Source organism: Actinomycetospora sp. TBRC 11914 (assembly GCF_012933465.1).
GTDB lineage: Bacteria > Actinomycetota > Actinomycetes > Mycobacteriales > Pseudonocardiaceae > Actinomycetospora.
The window spans coordinates 50,566-72,513 of the sequence record NZ_JABBND010000017.1; the positions used below are offsets into that span (position 1 = coordinate 50,566).

Here is a 21,948-nt window from a genome sequence, read left to right on the forward strand (position 1 = left end):
TCGCTGACACCCGACGTCAGGATGGAGGCTTCCTCACACGGGCCGCGTGCCACCACGCCCGGGTGACGCGTCACGATGGACTCCGAGCGCGGGAACCAGCCCGCCCGCGGCAGCGACGTGCAGTGCGGCGCGGGAGCCCGCGGGAGGACCGAGGAGACGACGAGCATGGCCGAGCAGGACAGGGGAGCGGGGCGCCACGCGGCGCCCGCGGCAGCGACGGCGGGCACCGGCACGGTGGAGGCCGCCGCCCCGACCGCGCCCTTCGCGAGCGCACCCCCGCAGCCGGGCACGACGACGGCCCGGGGCGCCGCCCCGGCGACCGGACCCGCCGTCGGGACCCCCGCGACGGGCCGCCGCGCGGCGGACGACCCGGAGCCGGCCGCCGTCGACGACCTCGACGACCTCGCCGACGACGACGAGGCCCTCGACCTCGGCGCCCCCGTCCGCGGCGTCGGTTGGGTGCTGCTGATCGGCGGGCTCGTCGGCGCGGTCGTGGCGCTGGTGCTGACGATCGAGAAGCTCGATCTGCTCGAGAACCCGGACTACATCCCGAGCTGCTCGATCGACCCCGTCCTCTCCTGCGGGACGATCATGAAGACCTGGCAGGCGTCGGTGCTCGGGTTCCCGAACCCGGTGATCGGCCTGCTGACCTTCCCGGTGGTGGCGGCGTGCGGCGCGGTCGTCGTCTCCCGCACGGAGCTGCCCCGCTGGGTGTGGCTGGCGCTGCAGGCCGGCTCGTTCGCCGGCGTGCTGTTCATCCACTGGCTGATCGTGCAGAGCCTCGTCGTCATCCACGCCCTGTGCCCGTACTGCATGGTCGCGTGGGTCGCTGTCATCGCGATCTTCTGGTTCACGACGGTGCACAACCTGCGCGAGGGCAACCTCGGCGGTGCGCCCGCGGGCGAGACGCTGGCCCGCCGTCACGGGTGGGGCCTCGCGGGGTGGTACCTGCTCGTCGTCGTCGCGGTGGTCGCCTCGTTCCCGGCCTACTTCGGCGCGATGGTCGGCCTGGGCTGAGAGCCCGCCCGCCGCGCCTGCTCCGGACGGACCAGCCCGGCGACCGCTCGTCCGGCGCGTCCCGCCGGTCGACGGCTCCCGACCCCGCGGTCCTCAGCTCCGGCGGGTGCGACAGGGAGCGCTGCCTACCGTCGGCGCGCCCCGGACCCCGCTCCCCAGGAGTCTCGCGCCGATGACCGTGTCGTCCCCCGCGCCCACCTGCGTCACCGAGCTCGCCGTCACCGGCATGACGTGCGGGGCGTGCACCTCCCGGATCGAGCGGCGCCTCGGCAAGCTCGGCGGCACCACGGCCGAGGTCAACCTCGCGACCGGCCGGGCCCGGGTCACCCACGTCGGCGACCCCGAGGTCCTCGTGCGCACCGTCGAGAAGCTCGGGTTCGGCGCGTCGGTGGTGACGACGACGGCGGGTGCTGCTCCGGACTCGAGCGAAGGGGCCCTTCGCTCGGTAGAGCCGGTCGACGGGGACCCTCGCGCATCGTTGCCCGGCCCGCGAGTTCCGAGCGAGGGGGCCCTTCGCTCGGTAGAGCCGACCGAAGGTGCCCTTCGCCCGAGCGCGCCCGGCTCGGACACGCAGGGGGCCGACGACGACGGGCCGGACCCCGACGCCGACCCCGAGGTCGCCGATCTGCGCCACCGCGCCCTCGTCTGCCTCGCCCTCGCGCTGCCGGTGATCGCGGTCGCGATGACCGAGGCCATCCAGTTCCGGTACTGGCAGTGGTTCTCGCTGGTGCTGGCCACGCCGGTCGTGTTCTGGGGCGGGTGGCGGTTCCACCAGGCGGCGTGGCGCCACCTCCGGCACGCCTCGTTGACCATGGACACGCTGGTCTCGGTGGGCGTGCTCTCGGCGTACGGCTGGTCGGTCGGCACGCTGTTCTACGGTGAGGCGGGCCTCGGCGGGGTCCGGCACGGCCTGACGATCATCCCGACGCCCGACCTCTACGGCGGCACCCGGACGATCTACCTCGAGGCGGCCGTCGCGATCATCACGGCCGTCCTCATCGGGCGCTGGATCGAGATGCGCGGCCGCAAGCAGGCGCTCGCCGCGGGCGGGGCGGGCGCCGGCGAGCCCACGCTGTCCGACGCGGTCCTCGTCGTCGCGGACCGCGCTCTGCGGGTGCCGGTCGGCAACGTGGTCGTCGGCGACCACGTCGTCGTCGCCGAGGGCGCGACGGTGCCGGTGGACGGGGTCGTGGCCGAGGGGGTCGCGACCCTCGACGTCGCCGCGATGACCGGCGAGTCGGTCCCCGCCGAGGCGGCGGTCGGCACCCGCGTGCTGGCGGGCACCCGATGCGTGTCGGGCCGGGTCCTGGTCCGCGCGACCCAGGTCGGCACCGACACCCAGTGGGCCCGCCTGACCCGACGGGTCCAGGACGCCCAGCTCGGCAAGGCGTCGGTCCAGCGGCTGGCGGACAAGATCGCCGGCCGGTTCGTCCCGGTCGTGCTCGTGCTCGCGGCCTACACCTTCGGCTTCTGGTGGTTCGCCGACGCCGACGCGGGCTTCGCGATCGCCGCCGCCATGGCGGTGCTCGTCGTCGCCTGCCCCTGCGCGCTCGGCCTCGCCACCCCGACGGCGCTCGCCGTCGCGGCCGGCCGCGGCCGCCGGCTGGGCATCCTCATCCGCGGCCCGCAGGTGCTCGAGACGTCGCGGAAGGTCGACACCGTGGTGCTCGACAAGACCGGCACCGTGACCACCGGCCGGATGGGCCTGCGCAGCGCACACCTCGGTGCGGGCGTCGACGCCGAGGCGGTCTGGCGCCGCGTCGTCGCGCTCGAGACCGACGTCGACCACCCGGTGGCGCGGGCGCTCGTGGAGGCCGGACGCGCAGCGGAGCGGAGCCGGACCATCGAGACAGCGCCGGTCGCCGGGGTCGGGATCGCCGAGGGGGTCGAGGTCGTCGACGGGCTCGGCGTCCGCGGCACCGTCGACGGGACCACGGCCGTCGTCGGGCGCCGTCGCCTCGTGGAGTCGGCCGGCGCGGACCTGCCCGACGACCTCGACATTGCCCACCGCGACGCGGAGGCCACCGGCGCGACGGCGGTCGTGCTCGCCTGGGCGGGCCCCGACGGGGTCCTCGCCGCCCGGGCCGTGCTCGCGGTCGCCGACACCGTCCGGCCGACGTCGGCGGAGGCGGTCGCTCGGATGCGGTCGATGGGGCTGCGCCCGGTGCTCCTGACCGGCGACAACGCGGCCGCGGCGCACGCGGTGGCCGCCGAGGTCGGGATCGCGGCCGAGGACGTCGTGGCCGAGGTGCTGCCGACCGAGAAGGCCGACGTCGTCGAGCGACTGCGCGGGGAGGGCCGGGTCGTCGCGATGGTCGGCGACGGCGTCAACGACGCGGCCGCCCTGGCCCGTGCCGACCTCGGCCTCGCGATGGGCGGCGGGTCGGCGCTCGCCGTCGACGCCGGGGACCTGACGCTGGTCGGGGACGACCTGCGCGGCGTCACCGACGCCCTGCGCCTCGCCCGCCGCACGCTGTCGACGATCCGCGGGAACCTCTTCTGGGCGTTCGTCTACAACGTCGCGGCGCTGCCGCTGGCCGTGTCCGGACTGCTCAACCCCATGATCGCGGGCGCCGCGATGGGCCTGTCGAGCGTGTTCGTCGTCGGCAACAGCCTGCGGCTGCGCCGCTTCCGGCCGGAGGCCTGACGGACTACCCCGTGACCTGGCTCGGGTGCGGACGCGGCACCGGGCAGGTCATCGGGTAGCCGCGGCCCGCGTAGTCGAAGCCCTCGAGGGCCAACTCGCGGCGGCCCGGGTCGAGCGGGGACGCGTAGTAGGCGCGGATCTCGGCGATGAGCCCGGACCCGGCGTCGAACACGTACCACTCGTCGCCGCGCAGCACCGTGTCCTGCGCGGTCCGGAAGTGGCTCCACTCGATGACGGCCTGGGCGCTCGCGGGGTCGGTGAGGACGCGGTCGACCGTCCACGCCGAGCCGAGCGTCGCGACCCGGTGCGCCCAGTTCTCGGCGATCGTCCGCGCTCCCCGCCACGCCCCGCCGTACATCCCCGGCGGGAAGTAGTGCACCGCGTCGGGGGTGAAGCACGCCGTCATGCCCTCGACGTCGGCGTCGTTGCACCCGTCGAAGTAGCGGCGGATCAGCGACTCCATGTGCTCGGCGGTGAGCATCGGCGCTCCTCGGCTCGGGGCCACCGAGTCTGGCGCCGGCGGCCCGCGGCGGGCGAGGGCAGGGTTCGCCAGGCCGGGACGTGTCAGGAGCTCGCGGGCACCAGCTTGTCGAGGCGCATGTCGCCGGGCTGGAGCAGCGTCCCGTCGAGGACCATCGTCGGGGTGCCGAAGCCGTTCTGGCCCTGCCGGACCAGCTTCGGGTCGTGGGAGGCCGCGGCGAAGTTCGCGGCGACCTCCTTCGCGTGCGCCCCGTTGCGGACGCAGGCCTCGAAGCCGGGCCGGGCGCCGAGGCGCTTGCCGAGGTCGACGACCTGGTCGACGGTCCAGCCCGTCCCGCCCTCGTCGGGCTGCGCGGTGTACAGGCTGACGTGCAGGTCGGGGAAGATCCCGTTCTCGGCGCCGCACATCATCGCGTTGCCGCCGAGGGTGGAGTAGCCCGCCGGCTGGGAGCGCTGGTCGAGCATGTTGAGCAGGTGGTAGCGGATCTTCAGCGTCCCGTTCGCGACCGCCTGGGCCAGCCGCGCGCCGCCGCGGGACTCCAGCGCCTGGCACGCCGGGCACTGGGCGTCCTCGTAGAGGTCGAGGACGTGCGGGGCGGCCTTGCCCTTGGCCGGCTTCGCGGTGGAGCCGGCGACGACGACGCCGTCCACGACGCTCGCCGGGAACTGCACGGCGGCGCGGGTGATCGGGATCGGGCCGACGGTCGAGGAACCCCCGGAGGCGTCGGCGTCGTCACCACGGCTGAACAGGGTGCTGCCGATGACCAGCGCGAGCACCCCGACGACGATGATGCCGACGATCAAGGGCGTGCGGGACCTGCTGCTGGTCTCCTTCACGGCCGAGCGCTTGCCCATCGCTGCCTCCCCGACAGTCGGCGGATGCCTCGTCGGGACCAACGACCCGGCGCGCCGGCCGGGGGCGTGTCCTGCGGGGTGCGGTCGGCGCGCGGCGCCCAGCGGATCTGCCGGGCGGTCCCGCGCGGCCGAACGGACGAATCAGTGCCGACGACGGGCGAGGTCGGCGAGCATCGCGTTGTAGGCGGCGAGCTCGCCGTCGCCGTCCCGGTCGGCGTGGCGGTCGTGCCGCGTGCCCTCCCGGTCGTCGTGGCGCGACCACTGCACGAGCAGCGCGATCACCACGGCGAGCAGCGGGACCTCGCCGGCCGCCCACGCGAGGCCGCCGCCGAGGCTCTGGTCCGCCAGGAGGTCGGGCACCCACGGCAGCGCGAGGTCGCCGAAGAATCGCTGCCCGATCACGGTGTCCGCCCCGAAGATGGCCACGCCGAAGAACGCGTGGAAGGGCATCGAGGCGAGCAGCAGCGCGAGCCGCGCGACGTGCGGCAGCGTCCGCGGGGCCCGGTCCACCCCGATGACCAGCCAGAAGAACAGGTAGCCGGTCACCACGAAGTGCAGGTTCATCAGCTGGTGGGCCCAGTGGTAGGGCAGCGCCGCGCCGTAGAGCGGCGAGAGGTACAGCGCGTAGAAGGAGCCGACGAAGAGCACGAGCGCGACGACGGGGTGGGTCAGGAACCGCGACACCGGCGAGCCGAGCAGCGAGAGCAGCCAGGCGCGGGGCCCGTCGAGCGCCGACCCGTCCTCGCCGGCGGGCGCCGGCGGCACCGCGCGCAGCGCGAGCGTCACCGGCCCGCCGAGCACGAGCAGGATCGGCACCAGCATCGAGAGCAGCATGTGGCTGCCCATGTGCACGCTGAACATCGCCATCGCGTACTCGCCGAGCCCGCTCGTCGTCGTCCACGCGGCCAGGGCGCAGCCGGCGAGCCAGGCGACGGTCCGTCCCGGCGGCCAGGTGTCGCCGCGCCGGCGCAGCCGCAGCACCCCCGCGACGTAGAGCCCGGCGAGCGCCACGCACACCACGTCGGCCAGCACGTTCACCCGTCCCGGCCCGAGCAGTCCGAGCACGGTCGGCGGACCCGGCAGGTCGAACCCGAGCAGCGTCTCCTGCGCGGACGCCGGGCGCAGCAGCCCCGGGGGCAGCCCGCTCGCGGCCAGCCCCGTCGTGACCGCCGCGAGCCCCAGCGCCGTCACCGTCCACCCCACGGGCAGCCGCGGGAGCACCAGCGGCAGCGCGGCCGCGACGACCAGCACGAGCGTGGCGCCCGCGACCAGGCCGTAGAGCGTCGTCCACCCGCCGCGGACCAGGTACAGGTCCACGACGACGAGGCCGGCGAACGCCGCCGGCGCGGCGACGCGGGCGACGTCCCGGGTCCGGCGCGCGACGACCTCGCCGTCGGGACGACGCCGGGCGCGGTGGCGGTCGAGCGCGACGGTGGTCCCGAACCAGGCGGCCAGCGCGACGGCGGTGAGGACCGCCGCGTCGGTGGCGATGTCGTGGCCCGCGCCGACGCTCGCGACGTGGCCGGTGGCGACGGGTGCGACGACGGCGAGCAGGGCGGGGACCAGCGCGCCCACCGCGGTCCGCCAGGAGAACGTGACCCGGCACATCACCGCGACGACGCCGGCGGCCACCGCGGCGACGAGGAAGCCCGCGGGCTCCTCGAGGGCGCCGACCGAGGCGAGGAAGGCTTCGGGGGTCCCGAGGACCCGCGCGTCACCGCCGGTCCCGACGACGACCGTGAGCGGCACCGTGACCGAGGCGGCCAGTGCCCAGAGCGCGGCGGCGGTGCCGGCGCGGCGCACCGCGGCGTAGCCGTCGGCCGACAGGGCGCGGGCCCCGGTGCGGGAGGGGAGCACGCCGACGGCCGCGACGAGGCTCCCGAGCGTCAGGCCCGCCGCGAGGACGACGACGGCCCGGACCAGCGGTAGGGCCACCCGCAGCGCCGTCGCGGGGGCGCTGACGCCGAGGGCGCGGTAGGGCGCCTCGCCCCAGGCGCCGACGGTGAGGACGACGGCGACCACGGCGAGCGCCGTCGCGGCGAGCGCGACGACGACGCGCAGGGCGGCGCGCGGGGGTGCCGGGTCGGGCGCGGGCGCGCGGTCGAGCGGGGGAGCGGTGGTGCTCACGCCACCTCCCGGCCCCGCCGGCGCTCGCGGGCCACCGGCCCGAGACCGTTCCGCCGCGGGGGCACCGGCCTCCCGGTCTCGGCCGGGGGCGTGTCGACGACGACGGCGTCGTCGGGGGTCCGCACCGCGCGCGGCGCCGGACCCGGGTCGTGGCGCGCGCGGCCGCGGGCGACCGCGACGGCGAGCACGAACCCGACGAGCAGCACCCCGTGGCTCGCCACCCGGTCGGGCTCGACCCGGCCCGCGGCGAGGTCGAGGCCGCTCAGGACGGCCAGCGCGACGATGAACACCCCGAGCACGGGGAGCAGGCCCGCGAGGTGGCGGGTCCACCAGGCGCCCGCCAGGAAGGCCGCGCCGAGTGCCAGGTTCCAGGCCGCGGTCTCGTGGCCCATGTGCGCCATGTCGGCGCCGCCGAGCATGGCCGAGCCGTCGCCGTGGCCGATGAGCCCGACGAGCGCCGCCACCCCCAGCAGGATCTGGACGACGCCGACCGCGGCGAGCGCCAGCCGCGCCGCCGCCCGCCGTCGGGAAGGCCGGGGCGCGGCCGGGAGCACCCGCGCGACGAGGTCGGGGCCCGCCTCGGCGGGGCCGGTCCGCGTGAGCCGGGTGACGACGGCGGCCTGTTCGCGCCAGTGGGTGCAGGCCGGGCAGCCCGTCAGGTGGGCCGCGACGGCGTACCGCAGCGCCGGGTCGCCCTCGCCGTCGAGCTCGGCCGAGAGCTCCTCACGGCAGGCGGCACAGTCCAGGAGACCCATGCCGGTCAGGTCGTCCGGGAGGCCACGCCGGTTCCCGGCGAGGGGCACGACCCGGCGGGGGCGGTCAGGGTTCACGGGTCGCCGCCTCTCCCGCCGAGGGCTGCTCGAGGGCGTCCACCAGGTCGGCCCGGGCGCGGGCGACCCGCGAGCGGATGGTGCCGACCGGGCAGCCCAGTACCTCGGCCGCCTCGGCGTAGCCGAGCCCGAGCAGCTGGGTGAGCACGAAGGCCTCGCGGCGGTCGGCGGTCAGCGCGTCCACGGCGAGGCGCAGCGCGATGCCCTCGGCCACGTCGCCGGACCGCACGACGCCGACCGGTTCGTCGGCGTCGGCGACCGGGGCGGGAGCCACGGGCCGCCGGGCGCGCCGCCGGAGGTGGTCGGCGGCGACGTGGCGGGCGATGGCCAGCAGCCAGGTGCGCGCCGGCGACTCGGCCCGGTAGCGGCGCAGGGCGCCGAAGGCCCGCTCGTAGGTCTCCTGGGCCAGGTCGGCGGCCGACCCGCGGTCGGCGAGGTGGGCGAGCAGGCGCCACACCTGCTGCTGGGTGAGCTCCACGAACCGTGCCGCGGCCGCCCGGTCACCGTCGCGGGCGGCCAGCGCCGCGGCGGTGATGACGGCGTCGTCCATCGCCTGCCGATCCTCCGCTCCGCCGTCCGGTACGACGGTCTGTCGTGGACCAGTGTCCCCGTTCTCCGCGGCGGTGCACGACGGCGGGGTCGGGCGGTGGCCGCGCGTGTCCGCCCGGGTGCGGAAGATGAGAGAACGCCCTCGGGGCTCCCGATCCGCGGCCCGGTGCTCGTACGGTCTCTCCGAGGCCCCGAGCTCCCCCGACGTCCCCTGGAGGCCCGGCGCATGGTCGACGGCTGGTTCGGCATGACGGTGGCGACCGTCTTCGTGCTCACGACGCTGCTGTGCGCGGTCTCCCTGGCCGCGCACGGGCCGCGCCGCGGGCGCCGCATCGCCGCCGCCGAGGCGAACCACGTCGTCATGGGCGTGGCGATGGTGCTCATGGCGACGCCGGTGACGGCGGGTCTGGTGCCGGCCGCGCTCGGCGCGGCGGTGTTCGCGGCGGCGGGGGCCGGGTGGTTGGCCGTGCTCGTCGTCGCCCGGCGGCGCGGCGAGGCGCTGGGCTCGGCGATCGGCGTCGACCGCTGCACCGCCCACCCGACGCACCTGGCGCTCGTCGACGCGTCGATGGTCGTGATGTACCTCGCGATGGCGCCGGCGGCCCCGGCTTCGTCGGCGACGCCGGAGATGGCGATGCCCGGCATGGACATGACGGAGCACGCGACGCACGGCGCGCCGCCGGTCGGGCTGCTCGTGCTCGCGGCGATGCTCGCCCTCTACCTGGTGGCCCACGCGGTGGCGACCGTCGTCGTGGTCGCCCGCCGAACCCGCGCGGCGCAGGCGCCCGAGCCGGCCACCCTCGCCGTCGGGACCCCGGCGGGCACTGCGGGTGGTGCCGCCGTGGCCGAGGCGCCCGCCCTCCCGCGGGCCGTGTCCGTGCTCGCGCACGGCCCGGTGCAGCTCATCGGCCAGGCGGGGATGAGCCTGGCGATGGCCGTGATGCTCTGTCTCCTGTAGGTGGCCTCCGGCCTCGTGAGCAGAAAATGTCGGTATAGCGGCACTTTCTGCTCACGAGGCCGAAGGCCACCTCGTTGGGCCATTCGGGAGAACCTGGCGGGTAACTCTCACCGTGCGTATTGATGGCGGTCCCCGCCACCAACGCTGCGTGCTGTGGTTGTGTGTCCCGGGTCGTGGGTCGGAGCCGCTGGCGGCGCCGTCGGGGCCCTCGTCGTGAACCGCGTCGGTGCAGGTGGATCGCAGAATTCGCCGGAGCCGACGCCTCACCGCGACCCGGACGGAGAACCCATGCGCACCCGGCTCGACCCGGTTCGATCGCGTTGCTCCATCAGCACGATGCTGGTGGCGGCATCAGCTCTCGTGGTTGCTCTGAGTGTCGGAGCGTGCGGCTCGGCCGCCCCGCCGCCCCCGCAGACCGTGCGCGTGGATCGGACGTCGGTCAGCACCGGGGTGGACTCGACGGGCTCCGTCTCCTCCGTCGGCTCGACCAACCTCGGCTTCCCCACCGGCGGGCAGCTGACCTCGGTGCGGGTGAAGGTGGGCGACCGGGTGACGGCCGGCGAGGTGCTCGCGACGATCGACGATGCCGCGGCCCGTCACGCGCTCCAGCAGGCGCGCGCCCAGCTCGCCGGCCAGCAGGCGCAGTACGACAAGGTCGCGGACAGCACCTCCGTGCAGGGCGCCCAGAACTCGGTCGACGCGGCGGCCTCGGTCGTCTCGGCGACCCAGCGGCAGGTCGACGCGACCCTCGCCGCCGACGACGCCGCGATCGCCGCCGCCGGACAGGCCGGGGCCGGCGGCGCGGGTGCCGGCAGCACCGGCGACGGGGACGCTGCGACCGGTGGCGGAACGGTCGTCGGGACGGTGGCCGGCGCGGCGTCGGGTGCGATGGGTGCCGCCTCCGCCGCGACGGGCGCCGCCACGGGCGCGGTGGGCGCCGCGACCGGTGCCGCCACCCAGCAGTCGGTCGCCCAGGCCCGCGCGAAGCGCCAGGCCGACGCCGCGGCCGGCCAGGTCCAGATCGCCAACGCCCGCCAGGGGCAGGTCACCGCGCAGAACGGCCTCGACTCGGCGAGCGCGGCGCGGCCCGACGACCTCGCCGCGGCACGGGCCGCCGTCGACGGCGCCCGGGCGCAGGTCGCCACCGCCCAGCAGAACCTGGCGAACACCACCCTGCGGGCCCCGGCCGACGCCACCGTCACCGCCCTCAACGGCGTCGTCGGGGAGTTCATCGCGCCCAGCGCCGCCACCACCCCCGTCGCGCCGGGCACCGACGCCGCCATCCCCGGGGCCGCCCAGGCCGCGGGCGCGGCGGGAGCCGGCGCCGCCGCGGCCGCGGGGGGTGCCTCGCCGACACGGCCCGGCGGCACCCAGTTCCTGGTGCTGCAGAACCTCACGCAGTACGCGGTCGTCGTGCCCTTCCAGGAGATCGACGCCGAGAAGATCGCGCCGCAGCAGCACGTCGAGGTCTCCCTGGACGCCGTGCCGGACGGGACGCTCGACGGCACCGTGCTCGCGGTCGCGCCGTCGGGGACTGCGATCTCCGGCAGCATGGAGTACTACGTGACGGTCGGGCTGCCCGACGATCCCCGCCTCCACGACGGGCAATCGGCCCGCGCCACGGTGATCACGGCCGCCTCCGGCCCGACGATCAGCGTCCCGAACTCCGCGCTGCACCGGCAGGGCGGCGCGACCACGGTCACCGTCGTGACCCCGGACGGCCGGCAGGTGCCGACCCCGGTGACGACGGGTCTGGCCGGGCCCGACCGCACCCAGATCACGAGCGGCCTCGCCGAGGGGCAGCAGGTCGTGGTCAGGGCGTCGGGGTGAACCACCCCGACGGCGCGAGCGAGGTGCTGTCGACCCGCGGGGCGTAGAAGTCGTTGACGATCCGCGCGATGAGTTCGCGCCGGCTGCGCACGCCGACCTTCGCGAACACCTGCTTGAGGTGGTCCTGCACGGTGTAGGCGGACAGGTGCAGCGAACGCGCGATGTCGGCGGTGTCGACGCCCTGGAGCACCAGCCCGACGACGTCGCGCTCCCGCCCGGTCAGCCCGTAGGCCGACACCACCAGCGGCACGATCTCCGGGGGACGGGCGTCGTCGATGGTCACGACGACGTCGCGCCCGGTGCCCGAGGCGTCGACGAGCAGGGACGCGTCCGCGACGACCCACCGGCCGTCCTGGGCGCGCAGCCGGGCCCGCGGGTTGACCGAGCCCGGCGTCGTCGCGCTGCGCCGCGCGGCCGCGACGAGGCAGTCGACGACGTGGGGCAGCGGGCCCGCGTCGAGCCGGTCGCAGCCGAGGGCGGCCAGGCGGGCGGCCGCCCCGGCGTTGGCCTGCCGCAGCTCCCCGTCGGTCCCGACGACGAGCACAGCCGGTCCGCTCGGGCCGAGCGCCTCGCCCTGCGTGGCCATCCCGGTGACGATGCCGGCGCGCAGGCCCCGGGCGAAGGCGGGCGCCACCGACGCCACGAACTCCTGCTCGGCGGCGGTGAACGTCCGCGTCCCGTCGTGGAAGAGGGCCAGGCCGCCCCAGGTCGCGTCGTCGATCCGCAGCGTCGCGCGCAGCTCGTCGGTGTAGTCCCAGACGGGCGCGAACAGCTCGGTGTAGCGGCGGGAGCGGCCGACGTCCCCGCTGGTCGTCGTCGCCAGGCCGACCACGCGGGTCCCCGCGGCGGTGAGCGAGCGGAAGTCGTAGAGGTCGTCGGCGACGTACTCGTGGAAGGCCCACTCGGCGTCGTGATCGTCGTCGAGGGCCCCGGTCTTCACCGTCGAGGTGACGATGTGGGTGGCCGGGTCCATCGTCGCGAGGCACGCCGACGCGAACGGCATGCCCTGGCGGAGCACCTCGAGAGCGGTGTTCCCGAAGGTCCGCCAGTCGAGCCCCGCGCCCGCGAGCCCGTCGAGCTGTGCGCGGACGCGATCGGCGGTCATTCCCCCCATGTGACGCAGAGTAGATCACCCTGCTCTGATCGGGTACCCCCAGAAATCTGGGGCACGGAGTCCCCAGATCGCTGGGATGGGCCGCCGGCGTCGGGGCGCGCAGGCTTCTCCCCCATGACGAACACCGAAGTCAACGCCCCGGTCCGCATCAACCCGACCACGTGGAACCTCGGCTTCCACTACGACCAGGCCCAGCTCCGCCCCGCCCCGAGCCAGCTACTCACCGTGGCAGGCCAGGGACCGATCGACGCCGACGGCGCCTTCCTGCACGCCGGCGACGTCGCCGCCCAGATGGCCCTCGCCGTCGCCAACGTCGAGGACCTCCTCGCCCGCGGCGGCATGGACCTGCGCGACGTGCTGCGGCTGACGATCTACGTCACCGACATGGACGCCGCCCTCGGCGCCTACGGCTCGCTCGTCGAGCGGCTCGCCGCCCTCGGCGCCACCCCGCCGGCGACGCTCGTCGAGGTCCGCCGCCTCGCGATCCCCGGCATGGCCGTCGAGATCGACGCCACCGCCGGCCGATGAGCCCCGCTCCCGTGCGGGAGCTCCCGCCCGGGAGCCGTCCGCACTCCCCCGCCACCCCCACCCGCAAGGAGACCCGCCATGTCCGTCGCCCCGTCCACCTCCGCCGGGATCGACTCCCCCGCGACCCTTTCGCCCGCTGACCCCGGGTACGAGGCCGCCGTCGCCGCCTTCAACACCACCGTCACCCCACGCCCGGCCCTGGTCGTGGAGGCCCGCAGTCCCGACGACGTCGTCGCCGCGGTCCGCCGGGCGGCCGCCGAGGGCCTGGCGGTCACCGTCCAGGCCACCGGCCACGGGCTGGTCGACGACCTCGCCGGCTCGCTGCTCGTCTCCACCCGCCACCTCGACACGGTGCGCGTCGATCCCGCGACCGCCACGGCCGTCGTCGGGGGCGGTGCCACCTGGAAGCAGGTCATCGCGGCCGCCGCGCCGCACGGCCTCATGCCGATCTGCGGCTCGTCGTCCGGGGTCGGCGTCGCGGGCTTCCTGCTCGGCGGCGGGCACGGTCCGCTCTCCCGGGAGTTCGGCGTCGGGTCCGACCACCTGCGCCGGGTCCGGATCGTCACCGCCGACGGCGTCGAGCGCGACGTCGACGCCGACCGCGACCCCGAGCTCTTCGCCGCGCTGCGCGGCGGCAAGGCCGGGTTCGGGGTCGTCACCGAGCTCGAGGTCGGGCTCGTCCCGGTGACCCGGTTGTACGCGGGCGGCGTGTTCTTCCCCGGCGAGGCCGCACGGGAGATCCTGCCCGCCTGGCGGGACTGGGTGACGACGCTGCCCGACGAGGCCTCCAGCTCGATCGCGCTGCTGCGCCTGCCCCCGGACCCGTCGCTGCCGCCCCCGCTGCAGGGCCGCTTCGTCGTGCACCTGCGGTTCACGACGACGGCCTCGGCGGAGGAGGGCGCGGCGATGCTCGCCCCGGTGCGGTCGCTCGCCGAGCCGATCGCCGACCTCGTCGCCGAGATGCCGGCTGCCGGGCTGGACGCGGTGCACTCCGACCCCACCGACCCGATGCCGGTGTGGGACGGCTCCGCGCTGCTCTCCGACCTCCCCGACGCCGCTCTGGAAGCGCTCCTCGCGGTGGCCGGACCCGGCGTCGAGACCCCGCTGATCATGGCGGAGCTCCGCGCCCTCGGCGGCGCGATCGACCGGGGCCGCGGCGGGCCCGACTCGGTCGCCGGGCGGGGCGCGGCGTTCGCGCTCTACTCGCTGGCGCCGATGTTCCCGCCGGTGGCCGGGGTCGCGCCCGCGGTCGCGAAGGGCGTGGTCGACGCGCTCGCGCCGTGGGCGGTGGGCGCCCTGCCCAACTTCCGCGGCGCCGACCACGGCGGCGTCCTCGGCCCGCTGTGGGACGACGCGGTGTTCGCGCGGCTGCTGGAGGTCGCGCGCCGGTACGACCCGGAGGGCGTGTTCCGCCGGTCCGGGATCCGGTTGGTCTGACCCCCGCGGCACGCACGACCGGCCGGTTCGTGACCATCGATGGTCACGAACCGGCCGTTCGTGCGTCGCGGCGTCGCCGCAGGACCGCCCGCAGGCGGGCCCGGAGCGCGGCCAGCACCAGCCGGACCGGGCTCGGGCCCGACCGCGGCGCCGGGGCCTCGCCGGTGCGGGCCGCCTCGTCGACCGAGGCCGCGAACTGCTCGAACAGCCGCCGGGACACGTCGCCGGCCAGCGCCCGGCCGAACTGCGCGACGCGGCCGGAGAGGTGCACGTCGGCGCCCGCGCGCAGCGTCGTGCCGCCGTCCTCCCGGCCGTCCGCGGCGAGACGGATGACGGCGTGGGTGCTCGACCCACCCCGGTCGGCGCCCTGGGCCAGCACCCGCATGACGTGCGCGGCGGGGTCGTGCTCGACGACGTGGGCGAGCCCGTCGAAGGCCAGCGACACCGGCCCGAGGGCGACCTTCGCCGCCCCGCGGTAGCGGCCGCCGCCGAGGTCGGCGGTCATCTCGGCGCCGGGCAGGCAGGCGGCGAGGCGTTCGAAGTCGGCGAGCACCGCCCAGACGTCCTCGACGGGCGACGCCAGCGCCTCCTCGACCTCGACGGTCACCGTCGGCGGACCGGACGGGACCGTGATCTCGGCGGGAGCGCCGGCGGCGTCCTCGTCGTGCCCGGACGCCGGTGCCGCGGCGCTCGCGGACCCGGACCGCCCGACGAGGGCCGCGGGGACCGCGGCACGCGGCGCCGGGACGCCCTCGGGGTGGGCCACCGCGACGTCGGCGACGGCCGCGAGGATCCCGCGGTAGCCGGTGCAGCGGCAGAGCACGCCGGACATGTCCTCGGCGAGCGTGGCCTCGTCGTAGGTGCCGCCGGCGAGCAGGTCGTACGACGACATCAGCATCCCGGGCGTGCAGAACCCGCACTGCAGGGCGTGGTGGTGCGAGAACGCCCGCTGCAGCGGGTGCTGGTCGCCCGCGCTGCCGAGACCCTCCACCGTCGTGATCTCCGCGCCCTCGCACTGCACCGCGAAGAGCAGGCAGGCCCGGGCGGCCTCGCCGTCGACGAGCACCGTGCACATCCCGCACACCCCGTGCTCGCACCCGACGTGCGTCCCGGTGAGGCCGAGCCGGTCGCGCAGCACGTCGGAGAGGGTCGTGCGGGGTGCGACGGCGAGGGTGGTCTCCCGGCCGTTGACGGTGAGGGTGAGCTCGGCGGTGGCGTCGGCGGCGATGTGGGTCATGCGAGGGCCTCCCGGTGGGCGCGGGCGAGCTCGCGGGCGGCGAGCACGCCGAGCAGGCGGGCGCGGTAGGCGGTGGAGCCGTGGGCGTCGCCGGCGGTGTCGACCACCTCGGCGGCCAGCGCCGCGGTGGCCGGCCGGAGCTCGGCCTCGGTGGTCGCGTCCGCCAGCAGGTCGGTGACGTCGCGGACGACGGGCCGGTCGGAGACGCCGAACGCGGCCAGCGTCGCGTCCCGCAGTGCCCCCGACGACGAGGCCCGCACCCGCACCGCCACCCCGGCCAGCGCGAAGTCGCCGTGCCGGCGGGCGATCTCGGCGAACCCGAAGCCCTCACCCGGACCCGCCGTCGGGAACCGCACGCCGGTGACGAGCTCGTCGGGGGACACGGCCGTCGTCATCGCGCCCGTGACGAACGACGCGGCGGGCACCTCCCGGTCCCCGTGCGGGCCGGTGACCTCGACGACCGCGCCGAGGCACGCGGCGACGGCGGGCAGCTCGGCCGCGGGGTCGGCGTGGGCGAGGCTCCCGCAGACCGTGCCGCGGCTGCGCAGCTCGCGGTGCCCGACGAAGGGCATCGCGCGCCCGATCAGCGGGACGGCGGCCGTGAGCGGGTCGCGCTCGACGCGGCGCTGGCGCACCGCGGCGCCCAGGCACAGCTCGTCGCCGCGGCGTTCGAGGCGCCCGAGCTCGGACAGCGCGGTGATGTCGACGAGCGTGCCCGGGCGGCCCAGCCGCATCGCGAGCACGGGGACCAGGGACTGGCCGCCGGCGAGCACCTTGGCGTCGCCGGTGGCCAGCGTGTCCACCGCCTCGGCGACGCTGGCGGGGCGGTGGTAGGCGAAGGGCGCGGCCTTCATCGGATCGACTCCAGCACGTCTAGCGCCCCGTGAAGTGCGGCGCGCGCTTCTCGGTGAACGCGGCGACGCCCTCGGCGAAGTCGTGGCTCGAGCGCAGCATCGCGTACGCCTTGCGCTCCAGCTCGATGCCCGAGTACAGCGGCGCGTCCACACCGCGGTCGAGCACCTCCTTCGCGGTGCGCAGCGCCATCGGGGAGAAGCCGAGCAGCTTGTCGAGCAGGGCGTCGGTGGCCTTGTCGAGGGCCTCGCGGTCGGGGTGCAGCTCGGCGACGAGGCCCCAGTCGGCGGCCTCGGCGCCGGTGATCCGCTTCGCGGTCATGACGTGGTGCTTGGCCCGCGACAGCCCGATGAGCCGGGCCAGCCGCTGGGTGCCGCCCGAGCCGGGGATCATCCCGAGGTTCATCTCCGGGAGGGCGAACCGGCTGCGCTCGGTGGCGAGCCGGATGTCGCAGGACAGGACGAGCTCGAGACCGACGCCGAAGCAGTAGCCGTCGACGGCGACGACGACGGGCTTGGGGGAGCGCGACGCGGCCGTCACCTCGTGGCCGAGGTCGGTGAAGTCGATCGGGTCGACCTCCATGAAGCCGGCGATGTCGCCGCCGGAGGAGAAGTGCTCGCCGTCGGAGCGCACCAGCACCACCCGGACGTCGTCGTCCCGGTCGATCTCGGCGAACCGCGCCGCGACCGCGGAGCGCATCTCCCACGTGATCACCGTGTACGGGCCGTGGGACAGCACGAGGTGCGCGACGCGCCCGTCGTGCGAGCGTTCGAGCCGCACCTCGCCGCCGGTCAGTGCCATCAGGGGAGCCCTCCTTCGTCGGGCACGTGAACGGATGTGGTCGCCGGAGCGACCACATCCGTGCACATGCGCTGGAACAGCGCCTCGCCGTGCAGGGGCAGCGAGTCGATCACGACGCCGGCCGGGGCCAGCGCGTCCGCGACCGCGTTGGCGATCGCGACGGGCAGGCTCATCGAGCTGCCCTCCCCGCAGCCCTTCGCGCCGAGCGGGGTCAGCGGCGACGGGGACTCGAGGTGGTCGGAGACGAGGTCGAAGCCGGTCTCGGCGCTCGTCGGGCAGAGGTAGTCCAGGAACGTCGCCGACTGCGGCTGTCCGGCGTCGGAGTACCGGAACTCCTCGTAGAGCGCGCCGCCGAGCCCGTGCACGAGCGCGCCGAGCACCTGGCCCTCGAGCAGCACCGGGTCGAGCACGGTGCCGGCGTCGTGGACGCTCGCGACCCGGTCCAGCGTGATCTCGAGGGTGTCCGGGTCGATCCGCACGCCGACCATCTCGGCGACGAAGCCGTAGCAGAGCGACGAGTTGATCCTGTCCTCCGCGGTGGCCGCGACCGCCTCGGGCGGGCGGAACTCCCCCTCGGCGCTGGTCCTCGCCGGCACCTCGGCCGGGAGCGAGCCCGGGTCCCAGTGGATGAGCCCGGCCGCGTGGCGGAAGCGGCAGGAGGTTCCCGACGACGGGTCCCGCACCTCGCCGTCCGCGAGCTCCAGCCGGGCCGCGGCGTCCGGTGCGAGCCCGAGCAGCACCGTCGCCGCCCCGCGCACCGACTCGGCGAGCCGGTCGACGGCCGCGATCACCGCGCTGGTCACCAGCGGGGCGAACCGGGAGGAGTAGCTCCCGGAGGTGACCGTCCACGGCGTCGTCGCGGTGTCCATCTCGATGCGCGCGCGGACCTGCTCCACCGGCAGGCCGAGCCGGTCGGCGGCGACCCGCCGGGCCACCGTCGCGTGGCCCTGGCCCTGCGGCACCGAGCCGAGCAGCACCGTCACCACGCCCTGGACGTCGACCGAGGCGCGCACGATCTCGGTGGAGCCGGACTTGTCGCGGCCCGGCGTGCGGTCCTGCGCGGGCGTCGCGAGCCCGACGTAGCCGATGTTGGTGCCCGAGGGGTCGACCACCAGCGCGAGCCCGACGCCGTAGTACGCGCCCGCCTCGCGCGCGGCGACCTGCCGGGCCCGCAGCTCGTCGTACCCGCCCTTGGTCACGAGCATCTCGAGGGCGCGGGCGTAGTCGCCGGAGTCGTAGAGCCCGCCGGTCGGGGTGCGGTGGGGGAAGGTCCGGACGAGGTTGCGGCGGCGGACCTCGGCGACGTCGAGACCCGTCGTCGTCGCCACCGCGTCCATCAGCCGTTCGAGCCCGAAGTAGAGCTGTTGGCCGCCGAAGCCGCGGTTGAGCCCGGTCGGGGCGCGGTTGGTGACGACGGCGCGGGCCCGGATGGCGACCGCGGGCACGTCGTAGGCGCCGGTGATGTTGCCGAAGCAGCGGTAGAGCGTGGACGGTTCGGGCGGGCGGAGGTAGGCCCCGACGTCGTCGACGAGGTCGGCCCGGAGGGCCGCGACCCGGCCGTCCTCCGACACCGCCGCCTCGAACGCCATGACCCGTCCGGCGCCGGACGAGCTGGCGAGCAGGTGCTCGATCCGGTCCTCGGTCCAGCGCACGGGTCGCCCGGCGTGCTTCGACGCGAGCGCCATGAGCACGACGTAGGGGTAGATGCCGGACTTGATGCCGAAGCTCCCGCCGATGTCGGCCGGGACGTGCAGGCGGAACCGGCTGGTCGGGAGGCCCAGCGCGCCGGCCGCGACCGGCACCATCGTGAACGGGCCGTGGAAGTTGGCCCACGCCTGGACCGCCGGCCCGTCGGCGTCCTCGCTCCAGCGGGCGACGACGCCGTAGGTCTCCATCGGCACCGACGAGTAGCGCGGGAACGTGTACTCGCCGCGGACGGTGTGGGCGGCGGCGGCGAAGGCGCCCTCGACGTCGCCGAAGGCGAAGGTGCGGTCGGTGGCGACGTTGGTGCCGGCCTCGTCGTGCAGCAGCGGCGCGTCCGGCTCGAGGGCGCGGCGCGTGTCGACGACGACGTCGAGCGGCTCGTAGTCGATGACGACCAGCTCGGCGGCGTCCTCGGCGACGTAGCGGTCGGTCGCGACGACGACGGCGACCGGCTCGCCCACGTAGCGGGCGGTGTCCACGGCGCTGGGGAGGTAGGGCATCGGCGTCGCGGTGGAGAGCGGGAACGGCCGGACGGCGGCGCGCACCTCGTCGGGGCCGATGACGGCGGCGACGCCGGGGTGGTTCCGGGCGCGCTCCAGGTCGGCGCCGCGGACGCGGGCGTGGGGGTGGGGGCTGCGGACGACGGCGGCGACGAGGGTGCCGGGCAGCGGGTCGAGGTCGTCGAGGAACGCGCCGGTGCCGCTGACCAGCGCGGCGTCCTCGTCGCGGGCGGGGGTCCAGGTGGGCTCGCTCATCGGCCGGTCTCCGATGCTTCGGCGCGAGGGGAGGATTCGGCTGCTCTATCCGACCGAGGGTTCCCCTCGCGCGGGGACGGCACGGCGGAGTCGGCCAACGGCGTGTACTCGCCCGCGACGAGGACCCGCCGCAACGTCTTCCCGACCGCCGACCGGGGCACCTCGGACAGCGCCACCACCCGCTTCGGCCGGTGCAGCGAGGGCAGCGCCGACCGTCCCCAGCGGTCCGCCGCCGCCACCGCCGCGTCGGCACCCACCCCGGGCGCCGGCACCACGAACGCCGTCACCGCCTGGCCCCAGCGCTCGTCGGGCAGGCCGGCGACGACGACGTCGGCGAGCTCCGGGCAGCGCACCAGCGCCGCCTCGATCTCGTCGGGGTAGACGTTCTCGCCGCCCGAGTTGATCATGTCGTCGACGCGGCCGGCCACCCACAGGTCGCCGTCGTCGTCGGTCACCGCGAGGTCGCCGGTGAAGTACCAGCCGTCGCGGACGGCCTTCGCGGTCGCGTCGGGCCGGCGCCAGTACCCGGCGAACGCCTCGGGGCTCGCCATCGACACCGCGACCTGGCCCTGCTCGCCCGGCCCGACGAGCGCGTCGGGGGAGGCACCGGGCGTCGGGTCGACCAGCCGCAGCCGGCCGAATACCCCGGCCCGTCCCGCGCAGCCGGGCTTCGCGGCGACGTCCGGGCCGATCGAGAACGTGTAGACCTCGGTGGAGCCGAAGTGGTTGACGAACGACTCCGGCGCCAGCGCCTCCACCAGCCGCTCGGCCAGCGCCGGGGCCATGGCCGCCCCCGCGTAGGCGAGCCGGCGAACCGAGCGGAACCGCGACAGCGTCGGGTCCTCCCGCAGCAGCGACCAGAACATCGTCGGGACGAGGTAGAGCGAGGTGACGCCGTCCGTAGCGACCAGCTCGGCCGCCTCGGCCGCGTCGAACCGGGCCTGGGGCACCCAGGTGCCGGCCGCGAGGACCGTCGCGAGCAGCGTCCGCAGGCCCATCGTGTGGAAGAGCGGCATGACGCCGAGGGTCACCTCGCCGGGCCGCCCGCCGGTCTGGAGGAGGTGCGCGACGGCGGCCGCGTGCTCCGCGGCGTGCGTGCGCGGCACGCCCTTCGGGCGCCCCGTGGTGCCCGAGGTGTAGAGCATGACGCTGACGTCGTCGGGGCGCGGCGCACCGCCGGGTGGCGCGTCGGGCGCCGCCGCCGCCAGCCGCTCGAGGTCGTCGAGGTGGCGGTGGGTGTGCGGGCGCACCCGCTCGTCGGCCGTCGCGGCGGCGACCCGCTCGGCGGTCAGGTCGTCGGAGACGACGACGGTGGGCGCGGCGTCGGCGAGGCAGTGGACCAGCTCGCCGTGGCCCAGCCGGGTCGAGAGCGGCACCGCCACCGCGGCGAGGCGCTGGACGGCCAGGTGCAGCGACGCCGCCGGCTCCCCGCCGGTGAGGACGAGCGCGACCCGGTCGGCGCGGCGCACCCCGAGATCGGCGAGGGCGTGCGCGAGGCGGGCGGTGCGGGCGTCCCACTGCGCCCACGTCATCGGGGCGGGGCCGCCGACGGCGCGCCGGTGGGGGTAGCGCTCGACCGTCCAGCTCCACGCCGTCGCCAGGTCCACCGGGCCGCCTCCACGATCATGCTCCGCTGCATACCGTCCGGATCGGACTGTATGGACCGTAGGGTTCGAAGGCAAGGGTCGGTAGGGTCCGGGAGGTGGCCGAGCGGTTGTCCCCGACCTCCTACGTCGTCCTCGGGACGATCGCGCTGCGGGGACCCTCGACGTCGTACGACCTCAAGCGGGCCGTCGGCCGGTCGATCGGCTACTTCTGGCACTTCCCCCACGCGCAGCTCTACTCCGAGCCGCAGCGGCTGGTCGACCTCGGCCTGCTCGACGCCGAGACCGAGGAGGGCGGCCGGCGACGCCGCACGTTCCGCCTCACCGATGCGGGGCGGGACGAGCTCAAGGCGTGGCTCGCCGAGCCGACGCCCGAGCACTTCCAGATGCGCGACATCGCCGAGCTCAAGCTGTTCTTCAACGAGGTCGGCGACCCCGGCGACGTCGAGCGGCTGGCCCGCGAGCAGGTGGCGGCGCACCGCGAGCGCATCGCGGTGTACGAGGACATGCAGGAGCGCTACTCCTCGCTCGACGCCGTCGCCAAGCGAATGATCACGCTGCGGCTCGGCCTGGAGATGGAGCACGCGGCGCTGCGGTTCTGGTCCTCGCTGCTGGAGGACTGA

At 76.0% G+C, this 21,948-nt stretch carries 18 protein-coding genes; 7 read left to right on the top strand and 11 right to left on the bottom strand.

Annotated features, from left to right (window positions below; all coding sequences use genetic code 11):
* Window positions 1-75: 75 nt before the first annotated feature.
* Together HH311_RS23020 and HH311_RS23025 are read left to right on the top strand one after the other, a co-directional pair.
* Window positions 76-1,017, top strand: a complete 942-nt coding sequence (locus tag HH311_RS23020) for a vitamin K epoxide reductase family protein (RefSeq protein WP_248292956.1) — start codon at window positions 76-78, stop codon at window positions 1,015-1,017.
* A 172-nt stretch (window positions 1,018-1,189) separates the two neighbouring features.
* Window positions 1,190-3,664 (top strand): cation-translocating P-type ATPase, encoded by a 2,475-nt coding sequence (locus tag HH311_RS23025; protein WP_169186027.1) that lies wholly within the window; start codon window positions 1,190-1,192, stop codon window positions 3,662-3,664.
* A 4-nt stretch (window positions 3,665-3,668) separates the two neighbouring features.
* Here HH311_RS23025 and HH311_RS23030 read toward each other — a convergent pair whose 3' ends face one another.
* The 5 genes from HH311_RS23030 to HH311_RS23050 form a co-directional block, all read right to left on the bottom strand.
* A complete protein-coding gene (locus HH311_RS23030) occupies window positions 3,669-4,145 on the bottom strand; it encodes a nuclear transport factor 2 family protein (RefSeq protein WP_169186028.1) in 477 nt (158 codons plus the stop codon).
* Window positions 4,146-4,228: 83 nt separating this feature from the next.
* A complete protein-coding gene (locus tag HH311_RS23035; protein WP_169186029.1) occupies window positions 4,229-4,999 on the bottom strand; it encodes a thioredoxin domain-containing protein in 771 nt (256 codons plus the stop codon).
* 141 nt (window positions 5,000-5,140) lie between these two features.
* Window positions 5,141-7,126: a cytochrome c oxidase assembly protein gene (locus tag HH311_RS23040; protein ID WP_169186030.1), complete on the bottom strand. Its 1,986-nt coding sequence runs from the start codon at window positions 7,124-7,126 to the stop codon at window positions 5,141-5,143.
* Window positions 7,123-7,956, bottom strand: coding sequence for a zf-HC2 domain-containing protein (locus HH311_RS23045; RefSeq protein ID WP_169186031.1), 834 nt, complete (start codon window positions 7,954-7,956; stop codon window positions 7,123-7,125). Before HH311_RS23045 ends, HH311_RS23040 begins: the two co-directional genes overlap by 4 nt.
* Entirely contained in the window at window positions 7,946-8,506 is a 561-nt protein-coding gene (locus HH311_RS23050) for a sigma-70 family RNA polymerase sigma factor (RefSeq protein WP_169186032.1), read from the bottom strand. The genes HH311_RS23045 and HH311_RS23050 overlap by 11 nt, the downstream gene beginning before the upstream one ends.
* Before the next feature lie 225 nt (window positions 8,507-8,731).
* Between HH311_RS23050 and HH311_RS23055 the strand changes: the two genes are divergently transcribed.
* Both HH311_RS23055 and HH311_RS23060 read left to right on the top strand, forming a co-directional pair.
* The gene (locus HH311_RS23055) at window positions 8,732-9,463 is read left to right on the top strand and encodes a DUF5134 domain-containing protein (RefSeq protein WP_169186033.1); all 732 of its coding nucleotides are present in this window, start codon (window positions 8,732-8,734) and stop codon (window positions 9,461-9,463) included.
* 423 nt (window positions 9,464-9,886) lie between these two features.
* Window positions 9,887-11,293: a biotin/lipoyl-binding protein gene (locus HH311_RS23060; RefSeq protein WP_169186034.1), complete on the top strand. Its 1,407-nt coding sequence runs from the start codon at window positions 9,887-9,889 to the stop codon at window positions 11,291-11,293.
* On the opposite strand, the gene HH311_RS23065 is transcribed toward HH311_RS23060, so the two are convergent.
* The gene (locus HH311_RS23065; protein WP_248292958.1) at window positions 11,277-12,398 is read right to left on the bottom strand and encodes a response regulator transcription factor; all 1,122 of its coding nucleotides are present in this window, start codon (window positions 12,396-12,398) and stop codon (window positions 11,277-11,279) included. The genes HH311_RS23060 and HH311_RS23065 overlap by 17 nt on opposite strands.
* A gap of 123 nt (window positions 12,399-12,521) precedes the next feature.
* Here HH311_RS23065 and HH311_RS23070 point away from each other — a divergent pair, with 123 nt between their 5' ends.
* Together HH311_RS23070 and HH311_RS23075 are read left to right on the top strand one after the other, a co-directional pair.
* Window positions 12,522-12,935 (top strand): RidA family protein, encoded by a 414-nt coding sequence (locus HH311_RS23070; protein ID WP_169186036.1) that lies wholly within the window; start codon window positions 12,522-12,524, stop codon window positions 12,933-12,935.
* 78 nt (window positions 12,936-13,013) lie between these two features.
* Window positions 13,014-14,372, top strand: a complete 1,359-nt coding sequence (locus tag HH311_RS23075; RefSeq protein ID WP_169186037.1) for an FAD-binding oxidoreductase — start codon at window positions 13,014-13,016, stop codon at window positions 14,370-14,372.
* Window positions 14,373-14,415: 43 nt separating this feature from the next.
* Here HH311_RS23075 and HH311_RS23080 read toward each other — a convergent pair whose 3' ends face one another.
* Genes HH311_RS23080 through HH311_RS23100 form a run of 5 tightly spaced genes read right to left on the bottom strand, consistent with a single transcriptional unit; the run spans window position 14,416 to window position 21,328 of the window.
* Entirely contained in the window at window positions 14,416-15,609 is a 1,194-nt protein-coding gene (locus HH311_RS23080) for a 2Fe-2S iron-sulfur cluster-binding protein (RefSeq protein ID WP_169186038.1), read from the bottom strand.
* Window positions 15,606-16,463 carry a xanthine dehydrogenase family protein subunit M gene (locus HH311_RS23085; RefSeq protein WP_169186039.1) on the bottom strand — a complete coding sequence of 286 codons (858 nt, stop codon included), beginning with the start codon at window positions 16,461-16,463 and terminating at the stop codon, window positions 15,606-15,608. The genes HH311_RS23080 and HH311_RS23085 overlap by 4 nt, the downstream gene beginning before the upstream one ends.
* A gap of 19 nt (window positions 16,464-16,482) precedes the next feature.
* Window positions 16,483-17,262 carry an enoyl-CoA hydratase/isomerase family protein gene (locus tag HH311_RS23090; protein WP_169186040.1) on the bottom strand — a complete coding sequence of 260 codons (780 nt, stop codon included), beginning with the start codon at window positions 17,260-17,262 and terminating at the stop codon, window positions 16,483-16,485.
* Window positions 17,262-19,721, bottom strand: a complete 2,460-nt coding sequence (locus tag HH311_RS23095; protein WP_169186041.1) for a xanthine dehydrogenase family protein molybdopterin-binding subunit — start codon at window positions 19,719-19,721, stop codon at window positions 17,262-17,264. Before HH311_RS23095 ends, HH311_RS23090 begins: the two co-directional genes overlap by 1 nt.
* Window positions 19,718-21,328 carry a class I adenylate-forming enzyme family protein gene (locus HH311_RS23100; protein WP_169186042.1) on the bottom strand — a complete coding sequence of 537 codons (1,611 nt, stop codon included), beginning with the start codon at window positions 21,326-21,328 and terminating at the stop codon, window positions 19,718-19,720. Before HH311_RS23100 ends, HH311_RS23095 begins: the two co-directional genes overlap by 4 nt.
* A gap of 95 nt (window positions 21,329-21,423) precedes the next feature.
* On the opposite strand from HH311_RS23100, the gene HH311_RS23105 reads away from it, so the two are divergent.
* A complete protein-coding gene (locus tag HH311_RS23105; protein ID WP_169186043.1) occupies window positions 21,424-21,948 on the top strand; it encodes a PadR family transcriptional regulator in 525 nt (174 codons plus the stop codon).